The sequence below is a fragment of the Streptomyces roseolus genome (genome assembly GCF_014649855.1).
Taxonomy (GTDB): Bacteria; Actinomycetota; Actinomycetes; order Streptomycetales; family Streptomycetaceae; genus Streptomyces; species Streptomyces roseolus.
The window spans coordinates 25,261-39,455 of sequence record NZ_BMTV01000018.1 but is presented as its reverse complement, the minus strand read 5'-3'; the positions used below and the strand labels follow the sequence as shown (position 1 = coordinate 39,455).

Genomic DNA, 14,195 nt, shown 5'->3' with positions numbered 1-14,195 from the left:
GTCGCTCACGACAGGGCCTCCTCGGAGGCGCGGGCCGCCCAGGTGGCGAAGCGCTCGCCGTCCTCGCGCTCCGCCCGGTAGCGGGTGAGGACGCGCTCCACGTAGTCGGGCAGCTCGGCCGAGGTGACCTTGAGGCCGCGGACCTTGCGGCCGAAGCCGGCCTCCAGGCCGAGGGCGCCGCCCAGGTGGACCTGGTAGCCCTCGACGCGGTTGCCCTCGTCGTCCAGGACCAGCTGGCCCTTGAGGCCGATGTCCGCGACCTGGATGCGGGCGCAGGCGTTCGGGCAGCCGTTGATGTTGATGGTCAGCGGCTCGTCGAAGTCCGGGAGGCGGCGCTCCAGTTCGTCGATGAGCGCGGAGCCGCGGCCCTTGGTCTCGACGATCGCCAGCTTGCAGAACTCGATGCCGGTGCAGGCCATCGTGCCGCGCCGGAACGGCGACGGCGTGACCCGCAGGTCGAGCGCCTCCAGGGCGGCGACGAGCGACTCGACCTGGGACTCGACGACGTCGAGGACGATCATCTTCTGCTCGGCGGTGGTGCGGACCCGGCCGGAGCCGTGCGCCTCCGCCAGCTCGGCGATCTTGGTGAGGGTGGGGCCGTCCACCCGGCCGACGCGCGGGGCGAAGCCGACGTAGAAGTTGCCGTCGTTCTGCCGGTGCACGCCGACGTGGTCGCGCCAGCGGCCGGCCGGCTCCGCCGGGGCGGGCCCGTCGGTCAGCTTCCGCTTCAGGTACTCGTCCTCCAGGACCTGGCGGAACTTCTCCGCGCCCCAGTCGGCGACGAGGAACTTCAGGCGGGCGCGGTTGCGCAGCCGGCGGTAGCCGTAGTCGCGGAAGATCGAGATGACGCCCTCGTAGACGTCGGGGACCTCGTCCAGGGAGACCCAGGTGCCCAGGCGGACGCCGAGCTTGGGGTTGGTGGAGAGGCCGCCGCCGACCCAGACGTCGAAGCCGGGGCCGTGCTCCGGGTGGACGACGCCGACGAAGGAGACGTCGTTGATCTCGTGCGCCACGTCGAGCAGCGGGGATCCGGACACGGCGGACTTGAACTTGCGGGGCAGGTTGGAGAAGTCCTTGTTGCCGACGATCCGGCGCTGGATCTCGTCGATGGCGGGGGTGCCGTCGATGATCTCGTCCTCGGCGATGCCGGCCACCGGCGAGCCGAGGATGACGCGCGGGGTGTCGCCGCACGCCTCGGTGGTGGAGAGGCCGACCGCCTCCAGGCGGTTCCAGATCTCGGGGACGTCCTCGATCCGGATCCAGTGGTACTGGACGTTCTGCCGGTCCGTGATGTCGGCGGTGCCGCGCGCGAACTCCTCGGAGATCTCGCCGATCACGCGGAGCTGCCGCGTGGTCAGCCGGCCGCCGTCGATGCGGACGCGGAGCATGAAGTACTCGTCGTCCAGCTCCTCCGGCTCCAGGACGCCGGTCTTCGTGCCGTCGAGGCCCTGCTTCCGCTGCGTGTACAGGCCCCACCAGCGCATGCGCCCGCGCAGGTCGTTGGGGTCGATCGAGTCGAATCCACGCTTGGAGTAGATCGTCTCAATGCGTGTCCGCACGTTGAGACCGTCGTCGTCCTTCTTGAACTGCTCATTGCCGTTCAGCGGGGTGAAGTGCCCCACGGCCCACTGACCCTCGCCACGGTGGCGCCCGGTCTTGCGGCGGGCGGCGGCGGGAGTGGGGTTTTCCGGGGTGGCGGCCATGGCGTCTTGTCCTTCGGGACTGCGGGAGGGCGGCTCTGACCTGCACACTCGCGCGCAGAACAGAGAGTGGCGCGACGGTGCGCAGCAGGGTCGGGCTCAGAGGGAGGTGCGGCAGTGCTGGCTTGCTCAGCGCGCCGGACAGATGGCGCTGGACATGCGGCCGAGGTCGACGTGCCGCCGACTCACCAAGGCAGTTCCAGTTCCAGGCATGGCGGAAGCGTGTCACGGGACTTTGGACCCAGTCCAGCTTCGTCCGCTATGTGGACGCGAACGTCTCGCTTGTCGAGACAGTGTGGTCTGGGTCACGTGAAAGGGGCCCTGATCAGGGCCCCTTTCACGCCGCGCGACGGCGGACCGGCGGACGCTCAGGCCCGCGCCCCGGGCCACGGTCCGGGCGTCTCGGCCTCCTCGACCGTCTCCGTCTTCGTGTCGAAGAGGCGGAAGCCGCGGCGCTCGTAATTGGCCATGGCGTGCGGCCCGTCCAGCGAGCAGGTGTGCAGCCAGACCCGCTTGGTCGGCTCCCGGTCCGGCCAGCGCTCGGCCAGGTCCCAGGCGCGCCGGACGGCCTCGGTGAGCAGGTGGCCGCCGATGCGGCGGCCCCGGAAGGCGGGGATCAGGCCGAAGTAGACGATCTCGACGACCCCGTCGTCCTGCGGGTCGAACTCCACGTACCCGGCGGGCGTCCCCCGGTCGTACGCCACCCAGATCTCGGCGCCCGGCTTCTCCGCTATCTCCTTCCACTGCTCGTACGAGAGCGACAGCCGGTCGGCCCAGTGGATGTCGCCGCCGACCGCGGTGTAGAGGAAGCGGCTGAACTCGGGGGAGGGCACCTCGGCCCGGCGGACGGCGATGCCGTCGCCCTCCGGGACCCGGGCCGGACGCAGGTCGTCCGGCGAGGTCTGTTCCAGGGACCAGGTGGTGAGAGTGATGCTCATGCCCCTTATCGCATCATGCGGAGCGCGGGATTCCCAGGGGGGTCGGGGGTCGGGGGTCGGGGGTCGGGGGTCGGGGGCGTCACGCCGGGCGCGGCGGGGTCCCGGGACCGTGGAAGCCCTCGGGACGCCCTCGAGGTGGCCTCGGGGCGGCGTCGGGGTGCCCTCGAGGACGCGTCGGACGCGTTGTCCAGCATGTGGACGGCGGTGGGCGGGCGGGTGGATCGGTCCGGTCCGGCGGCCGCCCGGTCGGCAGGTCCGGGGTCCGGTCCGGTCGGTGAGCCCGGGACCCGGTCCGGTCGGCCGGTCCGGTCTCAGACGCCGACGCCGGACCGGACCGCCGGGGCCGTCGAATGGGGCAGCAGCTCGTCCGGGTGCTCCGGGCGCCGCACCTCCACCGCGATCTCCTCGCGGAAGCGGTACGGGCGGTGCGCCAGGACCCCCGCGAGGGTCCTCCGCACCCGGGACATCTCGGCCCGGACGGTCACCGTCCTGGTCCGGTCCCCGAACACGTCCTCCGCCAGATCCGCCGCCGTCCGCCCGTCCGGGTGCAGGGCCAGCAGGTAGAGCAGCTCGGCGTGGCGCGGGCTCAGCTCCTGCTGCCAGCTCCCCGCCGCCCCCGAGACCGCCACCGTCCAGCGGCGGGGCCGGCTCAGATCGAGGACCACCCGGCTCGCCGCCCCCGACCCCGTACCGGCCGGCGCCGTGTCCTCCTCCACCCGCAGCAGCCAGCCGCCCGGCAGCGGCTCCACCGTGCACAGCCCGAGCGAGGGCAGCCAGACCCGGCCGGCGCCCAGCCCCTTCGGCAGGGGGATCCGGTCCGCCGGGGCGAGCCCGGTCACCGCGGCGGTCCAGCCGTGGGCGTCCACGGCGACGGCCCGGCCGCCCACCCGGCACAGGATCGGCGCGGCGACCGCCCGCAGCCGCTCGATCGTGGACCGGTGCCGCTCGCGCAGCTCGGCCTCGGCGAGCCGGGCGACCGAGCCGACGAGGGCCAGCATCGAGGGGTGGAAGGTGGAGGCCGGTCCGCTGACGTCGAGGACGCCGAGCAGCCGCCGGTCGCGCGGGTCGTGGACGGGCGCCGCCGCGCAGGTCCAGTTGTGCAGCGACTGCACGTAGTGCTCGGCGGAGTGGACCTGCACCGCACGCCGGGTGGCGAGCGCGGTGCCGACCGCGTTGGTGCCGGTGGCGTGCTCGTCCCAGGCCGCGCCCTCCTCCAGGCAGATGCCGTTCGCCTGCCGCATCACCGAGGGGTGGCCCTCGCGCCAGAGGACCCGGCCGTGCTCGTCGGTGACCACCATGATCTGGAGCGAGGCGTCGGCGATCCCGGCGAGCCCGGAGCTGAGCGTCTCCATCACCTCGGCGAGCAGGGTGCTCCGCCGCCGGTGCTCCAGCTCGTCGCGGCGGAGCAGCACGCTCCTGGTGCCCTGGTCCGGGTCGAGCCCGAGCCGGGCCATCCGCCGCCAGGAGGCGTCGATCTCCGCGCGGGGCGCGATCGGAGGCGTACGCCCGGCCAGGGTCTCGTCGCGGACGCGGTGCAGCAGCCGGGCCGCCTGGACGGCGTCCATGGTGGACAGCCGCTTCATGTCGAGCCGCGTGTTGTTCATCGGTCCCTCCCCGCCACCCGGTGCGCTGGATCGGTTCTGCAGTGCCCGGGCGGATGACCGGAGCGCCATGAGCCCGCACGGCCCGTCCGAATTGTCCTCCAGGGCCGCGACTCGCAGTGCCGAGGGTCCATCGTGCCGCCCGGAAGCCCTCCATGGAGCCCGGTTCGGGTAATCCTGCAACCCTTTGCAACTCTGGCCCCCTACCGCCCCCGTGCGTGAGGGTGGATGACGGCGGGTGGTGGTGCCGTGTCGGCGCAGCACCACCCCCGCCTTCCGCGCGTACCGCCCGCGCGCCCCGCCCCGCGGGCCGCCGGGCCACCCCTGGTACGCGCGGCCAGGCCTCCGGAACGCGCGACCGGCCCCTCCGGAACGCGCCCCGCCTCCCCGCCGCGTGACCGATTCCCGCACACCCGTCCGGAACCGTGCCCCGGGCCCCGCTCACTCCGCCGGCCGGGCCCGCTCCACCGCCGCGCGCAGGTCGAGGGCGGGCGGCAGGGTGCCGAAGGACGTACCCGAATCGCCGCCCAGGCGGCCCGCGCAGAACGCGTCCGCGACCTCCGGCGGCGCCCAGCGGACCAGCAGCGCGCCCTGGAGGACCAGGGCCATCCGCTCCGCGAGGCGCCGGGCCCGCCCCTCCGCGCCTTCCATATCGGCCAGCTCGGAGAGGACGCCGCGGATCGCCCGGTCGAGACGGGGGTCCGCGCCCCGCGCCTCGCCGACCTCCCGCAGATACGCGTCGAGCGCCGCCGGCTCCGTCCGCAGCGCCCGCAGCGCCGGCACCGGCGCGTGGGGCATCGACACCGGGCGGCCGACCCCGGCCCCGGTCTACGTCGCCACCAGGAACCCGGCGGCCCGCCGCACGTGCCCGCCCGGCCGGTCCCACGCGTCCGTCAGCCCCGCCGCCACCGCCTCGCCGAGCAGCCGGCGCCAGGCCGGAGGGAAGTCCACCTCGTCGATCAGCCGCCCGTGCCGGTCGTGGGTCCGCAGCCGGGGCGGGAAGGAGTTCGCCCGCTCGCCCCACTCCCGGACCCGCTCCGAACCGGCCGCCCGGCCGAGCGCCCGCAGCTCCTCGCGGGCCCCGTCGAGGAGCTCCGCGGGCAGGTGGCGGTCGACCGCCTCGGCGAGGGCCCGGTCGCACGCGAAGACGTCGTACCCCACCAGGGGCGGAGCCTGGTCGACGGCGGTGCGGGAGGGTGCTTCCATGCCGATACGGTAAGCACGTGCAGGCAGCAAGCGAAACACCCGAACGGCCGGAGCGACGCCCCTGGAGCAGGCTCCACCGGGCCCGTGTCCTCTACCGCAACGTCTCCAAGCGGAAGATGGTCTGGCTGCTCCTCAAGGACACCGTCAACTCGTGCATCGAGTACCGGATCCTCGGCCTCGCCGCCGAGGCCGCCTTCTTCACCCTGCTGTCCCTGCCGCCCCTCCTGCTCGGCCTGATCGCCGTCCTCGGCTACGCCGACGACTGGACCAACACCGACACCGTCGCCAGCATCGAGGAGAACATCCTCCGGGCGGCCGGAACGATCCTCTCCGACCGGGGCGTCGCCGAGATCGCCCAGCCGATCCTCGACGACATCACCCGCGCGAAACGACCCGAACTCATCTCGCTCGGCTTCGCCATCGCCCTGTGGTCCGGCTCCCGCGCGGTGAACGTCTTCATCGACACCATCACCGTCATGTACGGCCTCGACGGACACCGGGGCATCGTCAAGACCCGGCTCCTCGCCCTGCTCCTCTACATCGTGGCGCTGCTCATCGGAGCCGTCGTCCTGCCCCTCGCGGTCGTCGGCCCCGACCGGGTCGTCGAACTCGTCCCCTGGGGCACCGGCGTCGTCGCCGTCCTGTACTGGCCGGCCGTCATCCTGCTCTCCATCGCCTTCCTGACGACGCTGTACCACGTCTCCGTCCCCGTCCGGTCGCCCTGGATCGAGGACATCCCCGGCGCGCTCGTCGCCCTCGCGATGTGGGCCTTCGGCAGCTTCCTGCTGCGGATCTACCTGACGAGCCAGGTCGAGGGCCCCACCATCTACGGCTCCCTGGCCGCCCCCATCGCGATCCTCCTCTGGATCGGCGTCTCCGCGTTCGCCGTCCTCGTCGGCGCGGCGGTCAACGCTGCGATCGACCGCGTCTGGCCGTCCGTCGCCACCGCCGCCGCCCGCGAGGCCAACGAACGCGCCCGCGCCGTCCAGGCCGCCGAACTCGTCGCCCGCATCCGAGCCGAGGCCGAGGACGTCGACGAGGACGACCCCGACATGCCCTCCGAATTCCCCGAACGCTGGTCCAGGTTCCTCCCCCCGGACGACGTGAAGTCCCGCCTCCACACGGGCTGGGAGAAGGACTGAGCACCCCGCCCGCCCCCGCAGGGGCCTACGGGGAGCGCCCCGCCCGGCTCGCCGGCGCCGTCCTGTGGACCCGGACGGCGCCCGCCCCGGTCGTCTCCGCAGCCCTCGTCGTCCCCGACGGCTGCATGGACCTCATCTGGGCCGACGGCCGCCTCCTCGTCGCCGGCGCCGACACCCGCGCGCACCGCTCCACCGAGCCCGTCGCCCGGTACGCGGGCCTGCGCTTCGCCCCCGGCGACGCCCCCCGCCTCCTCGGCGTCCCGGCCCGCGAACTCCGCGACCGCCGGGCGGACCTCACCGACCTGTGGGACGCCGCCGCCGCCCGCCGCCTCACCGAGCGGATCGGCGAGGCCCCCGACCCCGCCGCCGCCCTGGAGGCGTACGCGCTCCGCCGCGCCGCCCGCACCGGACCGCCCGACCCGCTGCTCCGCGCGGTCACCGCCCGGCTCCGCGCGGGCCGCCCGGTCGGCGAGACCGCCGAGGCCCTCGGCCTCGGCACCCGCCGCCTCCACCGGCTCGCCCTGGACGCCTACGGCTACGGCCCCCGGACCCTGGCCCGCGTCCTCCGCCTCCAGCGCGCCCTGGCCCTGCTGCGGGCCGGCCTGCCGCCCGCCGAGACCGCCGCCCGCGCCGGTTACGCCGACCAGGCCCACCTCACCCGCGAAACCCGCGCCCTGGCGGGCACGACCCCCGGGGCGTACGCGCGCGCGGCGGCCGGTCAGGCGCCGCCGGAAGCCCCGGAGCCGGCCGGGACATCGGCGAACAGCGAGATCCCGTAACCGTCCGGATCGGTCACCACGGCGTACCGCTGCCCCCAGACCGCGTCCCACGGCGCCAGGTGCCCCGCGTACCCGGCCCCCGTCAGCTCCGCGTACGCCGCGTCCACCTCCTCCGCCGTGCCGCACCGGAACGCCAGCTCCCCCCGGCTGCCCTCCGCCCGCCGGAACCCCGGATCGAAGGCCCGCACGGACTCCTCCGTGTCCCACGCCAACCGAAGCCCGCCCGGCACCGCCACCTCCACGTGAGGTTCCTCCTCCGCCCCCTCCGGAAAGTCGAATCCGAGCCGCCGGTAGAAGGCGAGCGAGGCGGCCATGTCGGCGACCACCAGCCCGATGAGGTCGAGTCGAAGTGTCTTCATGCCCCGGAAACTAGGCCCGCCGGACACCGGCGTCTTGTACGGATCGGACACCGGAAGAACCCGTGGCGCGGCCCACGCGGCCCCGGCCGGGGCGACGCACGCCCGTGCCCGACGGACCCCGCACGCCGGTCGCGCGCCGGGAAAGGCACAGGAGGTGTGAACGATGGCCGTCGTCACGAAAGGCCTCGCCCGCCCGCAGAAGCTCGTTCACCCACCTCCGCGGCCACCGCCGATCCCTTCCGCGATGCCCGCGCAACGGGCTTACGGAGCGCTGCTCGCGGGTGGAGGCGTGAGGGACGGTTCGATGGTCGACCGGACGTAGATCCGCGTGGTGCCGGGTGTGAACTCGTGGGCGAAGAGGTCGACGCAGCGCTGGAGGTACTTGCCCTCCGGGGACGCCAGGTCGTCCGGGCACAGGCTGGCCTTCCGGAGGCCCTGGACGAGCGTCTCGGGTTCGGGCAGTCCGAGGTGACCGAAGGCGGCGGCGGGCCGGTAGCCCTTCTCCTCGGGGTGCACGTTCCCGATCATCTCGGTGCCGCTCCGGATGAGTCTGCCTGTGTACCGCTCCGCGTCCTCGCTCGGCAGGACGAAGGCGAGCAGGCCGGTGTCGTAACGCTGGCCGGTCTTGTAGCCCGACCGCCGGTCCGAGGCTCCCTCCGGAATGCGGATACCGAGCTGGTCGCTCATCCAGGCGGGCGTGGCCCCCTCTTCCCAGCAGCACGTCATTTCCTGGTCCGTCAGATCCGACGACACGTCATCGGCGACCCAGGACACCGCACCGATCGCGGTGGCGACGCAGCCGAGGAGAACCGCGACGACGACGACTGCGACCGGCACACGACGGCGGCGCACGGGCCGGGTGCCGGCAGCGGTCCGGGGGGAGGTGTCCATCCGTGATCCTCTATCGCGCTTCCTGCCGCTCACGACCCGGATCCGTCCGGTCGCCCTCGCGGCCCGGTTGGTCCGGCTGCGGCAGCAGGCGACTTCTGAAAGCCGCCGCCCGGAGTGGAGACGGGTTCCACCGCCCGAGGCGGTGCTGCCCACCCCATGGTCGTCACCGAAGCCCGCGCGGCCGCGCGGGTCGCGTCGACGGACCGGAAGCGCGCGGTCGTCAGTCGGCGCCGCTCAGGTAGACCCGGCTGGTGTGTGCGTCGACCTTCGTCACCGCGATCTTCAACCAGTCGAGGTCATCCTCGCAGGGCGCGCACACCTGAGCTTCACGGACCTTCGCCGACAGGTCGGGCTCGGGCAGTCCGAGGTGCGAGAACGGCGTCGACGGGTTCGTGTTGCGGGCGAGTGGCCGTTCCCGCAGGCTGAGCGGCTCCTCTGGCTTCAACTGCGCGACGAAGTCATCCACCTCGGCCGTAGGGAGGACGAACGCCATGATCAGGCCGTCGTCCTGGAGCCCTGCCAAGTGCGCCGCCTTCGCTTGCGTCGCCGTCGCCGGCACCCGCACGCGCAGCATCTCGGCCACCGACTCCACGGTGGCCGTGTCCACCCAGTGGGTCACCCCTCCTGAGGAGCGTTCCGCCGCCGGAGTACGGTTCTCCGCCGCCCCCGAGCATCCGGTCACCAGCAGCGCGGTGAGCACGGTCGCCCCGCCGGTCAGCGCGGGACGCCACCGGTCCCGTGGCTCCCTGTTCATCGAGCGTCCCCGTTCCGGCCGATGTCGGTGCGTGTGCCGTTCCGGCCGGGGTCCTTCGGATCGGGCCAGGCGCCGCCCGACGGCAAGTCGTGCCGCTGCACCGAACTGCTCCCTCTCATGTCGAACTCCCTGGCTTGCCCAGTCGTGTGCATGCGGGCCATGTCGGCGTCGGTGACCGTGGTCGGACCGATGGGCGTGGCCTTGCCGGGGTCCCAGTTGTACCGGTCCCAGACATCGACCTGGTAGTCGATGCTGACGTGCGGCTTGCCGTCCGGGCCCGGCACCGCAGTGACGACACCCGTGGTGTTCGTCATGGCACTACCCACCGCGAGGTACCAGTTCGCCGTGCCGTCCGGCCCTTTGCCATGGGTGTACCCCACCCCTGCGGTCTCCACGGGGATGGCGACGGGCTTGCCACCCGACCGCGCGAACGCTTCAAGTGCCTGACGGCGCCATTCGTCCTCCTGTTTGGCGCGCGTCGCCGCCGATACGTCGCGGAGTACGGTGTCGTTCTCGTCGCTCAGCATCCTGTCGACATCGAGGTCGAGAGTACTGCCGGTCTCGTTCAGGTAGTGGTCCATGTGTCGGGCCGCATCCGTCTTGCCGAGGAAGTCACCACTGTTCGATATCCCGTTGGCCTGCAACTCCATCCAGTAGTCCCCGAAGCCCGGCGAATCGACGTCGTACGGCCCTGCACCGTCGTCGGCGGCCACCCACTTGACCGACGGCGTCAACAGGCCGGCCGCCAGCAGGTCGTCCTTGTGCTGCGTCCAGAGCCGAGCCCGGGCCTCAGGACTCGGGGACGTCCACAGCCGCCGCAGCTCCCCACGCTGCTTGTCATCGGCATCCGCTCCCAACCCGGCGAGCTTCATCGCGCGGGGGAGCATGTCCTCGTCGAGTGCCGTGTACGAGGCGTGACCTGCGTTGGTCGGATCACCGCCGTGGCTCGCACGCAGTGCCCGCACCGCGGCCGCGTCCACCTCGGTGGCGTGGCTCAGGATCCCGGTCAATGTGTCGGCGTACCACTGCATCATGTCGCGCTTCTTCTGCCCGGGCCCGTCCACCTCGCAGATGAGGGCGTCCGCGATCGCTATGCTTCCGTCCTCGTGACCGGTGACGCTGAAGCCCTTCTCCTCGGCCTCGGCGGTCACACTCCCGGCCCGCTGCCGGAGGCCTCTCAGCTCGGTGAGTGCGTCATCAAGGACACTGAAGATGCTCTGAGCTTCCTTGTGGAGGTCCGCGAGCTCCTTCACCGTCTTGCCGACGAAAGCCCGCGTCACGCTCGCGTTGACTCCGTCCCAACGGGCCTTGTCGGCCCTCGCCTTCATGCCGTCCCGGGCGTCACCGCCGAGCCGCTGCATCTTCTCCACCATGCGCTTCCAGTCGGCGCCTGCTGTCGGGCGGTCACGTCCGCTTTCGCGCGGTCCCATTCGTCCCATGCCATCGCATCATCGGATCACAGCGCCACGAGGTTTCCCCGGGGCGTGACGACGGAGCGTCCGCGGCCGATGTCGGGCGGGTGAGGTCTCGGATTTAATCGGTGGTGCCGCGCCCTGGGACGGGGTTATGGTTCTGCTCATCCGCTCCCAAGCAGGGCGCGGTGTCGGTTCGTTGAGAAGAAGCAGGAGGTGAGGACATTGATGACTGTCACGGTGACGGGCTCTGCCCGCATTCAGGAGTTCATCGTTCCCGCCCCTGTGGTCTCCGGCTGACACCCACTCGTACCGCGCGCTCGGAGCGCGCCGCCGGGGGCCGCCCTTCGAAGGGTCCCCCTTGTTCAACGCTTCGCTTCACCAGCTTTCCCTTTCCACTTCCTCGTCCGTCCTCGACGCCCACGGCTGGGACGCCGGCTGGGCGGAGGCCTTCGCGCCGTACGCCGCCCAGGGGCTGGTCCCGGGGCGGGTCGTCCGGGTCGACCGGGGGCAGTGTGACGTGGCCACGGCCGACGGGGTCGTGCGCGCCGACACCGCGTTCGTGACGCCGCACGATCCGCTGCGGGTCGTCTGCACCGGGGACTGGGCCGCCGTCGATCCCGAGGGCGCCGCCGATCCCCGGTACGTACGGGCCTGTCTGCCGCGGCGGACGGCGTTCGCGCGGTCGACGTCGTCCAAGCGGTCCGAGGGGCAGATCCTCGCGGCCAACGTGGACCACGCCGTCATCACCGTCTCGCTCGCCGTCGAGCTGGACCTCGGCAGGATCGAGCGCTTCCTCGCCCTCGCGTGGGAGTCCGGTGCCCTGCCCACCGTCGTGCTGTCCAAGGCCGACCTCGTGCCCGACCCGGTCGTGCTCTCGCACCTCGTCGAGGACGTCCGGAACGTCGCCCCCGGCGTGGAGGTGCTGCCGCTCAGCTCCTCCACCGGCGAGGGGGTCGAGGTGCTGTCGGCCGTGGTCGGCGGCGGCACCACCGTGCTGCTCGGCGTCTCCGGCGCCGGCAAGTCCACCCTCGCCAACGCCCTCGTCGGCGAGGACGTCATGACCGTGCGGGCGGCCCGTGACGTGGACGGGAAGGGCCGGCACACCACCACCACCCGGAACCTGTTCGTGCTGCCCGGGGGCGGCGTGCTCATCGACACCCCGGGGCTGCGCGGGGTCGGGCTGTGGGACGCCGAGGCCGGGGTCGGGCAGACCTTCGCGGAGATCGAGGAACTGGCCGCCGGGTGCCGCTTCCACGACTGCTCCCACGAGGCCGAGCCGGGGTGCGCGGTGGCCGCCGCCCTCGACGAGGGCACGCTGTCCGTACGGCGCCTGGAGAGCTACCGCAAGCTCCTCCGGGAGAACCAGCGGCTCGTCGCCAAGACCGACGCCCGGATGCGCCACGAGATCCGCAAGGACTGGAAGCGCAAGGGCGCCGAGGGCCGGGCCGCCCTGGCCTTCAAGAGGGAGGGGCGGCTCCGGTAGGCGGTCGCCCGCGATGTCCGAAAGCCGCCGGTGCGCGGCGGTCCGCCGCCGCACACTGGAGGCATGACGGACGACGAGGGCGACACCCTCTACCAGGCGGTGAGCAGCAGGGACGCGCGGTTCGACGGGGAGTTCTTCTTCGCCGTCCGCACCACCGGCATCTACTGCCGGCCCAGCTGCCCCGCCGTCACCCCCAAGCGGCGCAACGTCGCCTTCTTCCCGACGGCCGCCGCCGCTCAGGGTCACGGCTTCCGCGCCTGCCGCCGCTGCCGGCCCGACGCGGTGCCCGGCTCCGCCGAGTGGGACGTCCGGGCCGACGTCGTCGGACGGGCCGTACGCATGATCGGCGACGGGGTCGTGGACCGCGAGGGCGTCCCCGGCCTCGCCGTCCGCCTCGGCTACAGCACCCGCCAGGTCCAGCGCCAGCTCACCGCCGAGCTGGGCGCCGGGCCGGTGGCGCTCGCCCGCGCCCAGCGGGCCCACACCGCGCGCGTCCTGCTCCAGACCACCTCCCTGCCGGTCACCGAGATCGCCTTCGCCGCCGGTTTCGCCTCGGTCCGCCAGTTCAACGACACCATCCGGGCCGTGTACGCCCGCACCCCGACCGAGCTCCGCGCCGAGACCGCCGGAGCGGCCGGGCCGCGCGCCGCCACCACCACCGGCGTACCGCTGCGGCTCGCCTACCGGGGGCCGTACGCCGCCGCCGAGGTCTTCGACCTGCTGGCCGCCGAGGCCCTGCCGGGCGTCGAGGAGGTCACCGGGGAGCGCGGCGCCCGCACCTACCGGCGCACCCTGCGGCTGCCGTACGGTCCCGGGGTCGTCGCCGTGGCGGAAGCGGCGCCCGGCCGCTGGCTGGAGGCGCGGCTGCACCTCGCCGAGCTGCGCGACCTCACCACCGCCGTGCACCGGCTGCGCCGCCTCCTCGACCTCGACGCCGATCCCCACGCGGTCACCGAGCGCCTCGGCGCCGACCCGCGGCTCGCCGCCGCGGTCGCCGCCCGGCCGGGGCTGCGCTCGCCGGGCGCCGCGGACCCGGAGGAGTACGCCCTCCGGACCGTCCTCGGGCCGGAGGAGTCCGCGCGCGTCCTCGCGGAGCTCGGCACGCCGCTGGACAGCCCGGACGGGACCCTTCGCGCACTCTTTCCCGCGCCCGCGGACCTCGTCGGCCACCCCGTCGCCGGGCCGCTCGCCCGGGCCCTCGTCGACGGCGGCCTCCGGCTCGACCCCGGTGCCGACCGCGACGAGTCCGCCCGCGTCCTCGGGGCCGTACCCGGCGTCGACGCCCGTGCCGCCGCCCTGATCCGGATCCGGTCGCTCGGCGACCCGGACGTCGCCGTGGCGGGGGAGGCGGGGGAGTGGGCGCCCTGGCGGTCGTACGCGTGGCGCCACCTGGAGTTCTCGCAGGTCAGCCGAGTATGACCGCGCCCGCCCACGCGCCCACGATCAGCAGGCAGGAGAAGAGCTCGACGAGGATGCTGGTGCCGCCGGCGCGCATCACCGCGCGGGTGGCGGCGCGGGCTTGGCCGTGGCCGCCGAGGCGGCGCCGCTCGCACAGGTAGATCCCGCCGACGAAACCGGGGACCGCGCCGAGCACCGGGACCAGGACGAAGCCGAGGAGGGCGCCGGAGCCCGCGTAGCCGATCGTCCGGCGGGTCAGGGCCGTGCCCCGGAAGCGGCGCGGCGGCAGCTGCCAGACCACCACCTGGGTGAGGAGCAGCAGGGCGGTCGAGGAGACCAGCAGGATCCAGGCGAGGCCGGTCTGCTCGTGCAGCGACCACCACAGCACGGCGGCCCACACCAGCCAACTGCCCGGCACGCCGGGGGCCAGGACCCCGAACAGGCCGAGGAGCATGACCGCCGCGACCATCAGGAGCTGCCACACACCCACGGGGCCAGCCTCCCCCACCGGGCGGGTTCCCGCAGGTCG

The 14,195-nt window shown here is 73.5% G+C and carries 14 protein-coding genes and 1 pseudogene; 4 read left to right on the top strand and 11 right to left on the bottom strand.

All coding sequences use genetic code 11. From position 1 onward, the window contains the following. Positions 1-5: 5 nt before the first annotated feature. The 6 genes and pseudogenes from IE245_RS21535 to IE245_RS38240 all read right to left on the bottom strand — a co-directional run bounded on the left by IE245_RS21535 (position 6) and on the right by IE245_RS38240 (position 5,445). Positions 6-1,703 (bottom strand): nitrite/sulfite reductase, encoded by a 1,698-nt coding sequence (locus IE245_RS21535; protein ID WP_189950039.1) that lies wholly within the window; start codon positions 1,701-1,703, stop codon positions 6-8. A 126-nt stretch (positions 1,704-1,829) separates the two neighbouring features. Then, positions 1,830-1,913 (bottom strand): putative leader peptide, encoded by an 84-nt coding sequence (locus IE245_RS38120; RefSeq protein ID WP_311136957.1) that lies wholly within the window; start codon positions 1,911-1,913, stop codon positions 1,830-1,832. A gap of 155 nt (positions 1,914-2,068) precedes the next feature. Beyond that, a complete protein-coding gene (locus tag IE245_RS21530; protein WP_189950037.1) occupies positions 2,069-2,638 on the bottom strand; it encodes a GNAT family N-acetyltransferase in 570 nt (189 codons plus the stop codon). A 311-nt stretch (positions 2,639-2,949) separates the two neighbouring features. Continuing rightward, entirely contained in the window at positions 2,950-4,242 is a 1,293-nt protein-coding gene (locus IE245_RS21525; protein WP_189950035.1) for a helix-turn-helix domain-containing protein, read from the bottom strand. Between the two features lie 438 nt (positions 4,243-4,680). After that, positions 4,681-5,013, bottom strand: a pseudogene (locus IE245_RS38245) (DNA alkylation response protein); the annotation flags it as partial. A gap of 54 nt (positions 5,014-5,067) precedes the next feature. After that, positions 5,068-5,445, bottom strand: coding sequence for a hypothetical protein (locus tag IE245_RS38240; protein ID WP_444545740.1), 378 nt, complete (start codon positions 5,443-5,445; stop codon positions 5,068-5,070). A 17-nt stretch (positions 5,446-5,462) separates the two neighbouring features. On the opposite strand from IE245_RS38240, the gene IE245_RS21515 reads away from it, so the two are divergent. Together IE245_RS21515 and IE245_RS21510 are read left to right on the top strand one after the other, a co-directional pair. After that, on the top strand, positions 5,463-6,587 hold the full coding sequence (locus tag IE245_RS21515; RefSeq protein ID WP_189950033.1) for a YihY/virulence factor BrkB family protein: 1,125 nt from the start codon (positions 5,463-5,465) through the stop codon (positions 6,585-6,587). 125 nt (positions 6,588-6,712) lie between these two features. After that, complete coding sequence (locus IE245_RS21510) at positions 6,713-7,366, top strand: helix-turn-helix domain-containing protein (RefSeq protein WP_373305366.1); 654 nt, start codon at positions 6,713-6,715, stop codon at positions 7,364-7,366. Here IE245_RS21510 and IE245_RS21505 read toward each other — a convergent pair. The 4 genes from IE245_RS21505 to IE245_RS21490 form a co-directional block, all read right to left on the bottom strand. Beyond that, positions 7,306-7,725, bottom strand: a complete 420-nt coding sequence (locus tag IE245_RS21505) for a VOC family protein (RefSeq protein WP_189950032.1) — start codon at positions 7,723-7,725, stop codon at positions 7,306-7,308. The genes IE245_RS21510 and IE245_RS21505 overlap by 61 nt on opposite strands. 261 nt (positions 7,726-7,986) lie before the next feature. Next, positions 7,987-8,616, bottom strand: coding sequence for a hypothetical protein (locus tag IE245_RS21500; protein ID WP_229851430.1), 630 nt, complete (start codon positions 8,614-8,616; stop codon positions 7,987-7,989). Between the two features lie 220 nt (positions 8,617-8,836). Beyond that, positions 8,837-9,316 carry a hypothetical protein gene (locus tag IE245_RS21495; protein ID WP_189950030.1) on the bottom strand — a complete coding sequence of 160 codons (480 nt, stop codon included), beginning with the start codon at positions 9,314-9,316 and terminating at the stop codon, positions 8,837-8,839. A gap of 50 nt (positions 9,317-9,366) precedes the next feature. Further along, on the bottom strand, positions 9,367-10,809 hold the full coding sequence (locus tag IE245_RS21490) for a hypothetical protein (protein WP_189950028.1): 1,443 nt from the start codon (positions 10,807-10,809) through the stop codon (positions 9,367-9,369). Positions 10,810-11,143: 334 nt separating this feature from the next. Between IE245_RS21490 and rsgA the strand changes: the two genes are divergently transcribed. Both rsgA and IE245_RS21480 read left to right on the top strand, forming a co-directional pair. After that, positions 11,144-12,268, top strand: a complete 1,125-nt coding sequence (gene rsgA / locus IE245_RS21485) for a ribosome small subunit-dependent GTPase A (protein ID WP_189950026.1) — start codon at positions 11,144-11,146, stop codon at positions 12,266-12,268. 63 nt (positions 12,269-12,331) lie between these two features. Continuing rightward, positions 12,332-13,687: a DNA-3-methyladenine glycosylase 2 family protein gene (locus IE245_RS21480; RefSeq protein WP_189950024.1), complete on the top strand. Its 1,356-nt coding sequence runs from the start codon at positions 12,332-12,334 to the stop codon at positions 13,685-13,687. On the opposite strand, the gene IE245_RS21475 is transcribed toward IE245_RS21480, so the two are convergent. Then, positions 13,674-14,150 (bottom strand): DUF456 domain-containing protein, encoded by a 477-nt coding sequence (locus tag IE245_RS21475; protein WP_373305373.1) that lies wholly within the window; start codon positions 14,148-14,150, stop codon positions 13,674-13,676. The genes IE245_RS21480 and IE245_RS21475 overlap by 14 nt on opposite strands. Positions 14,151-14,195 lie beyond the last annotated feature (45 nt).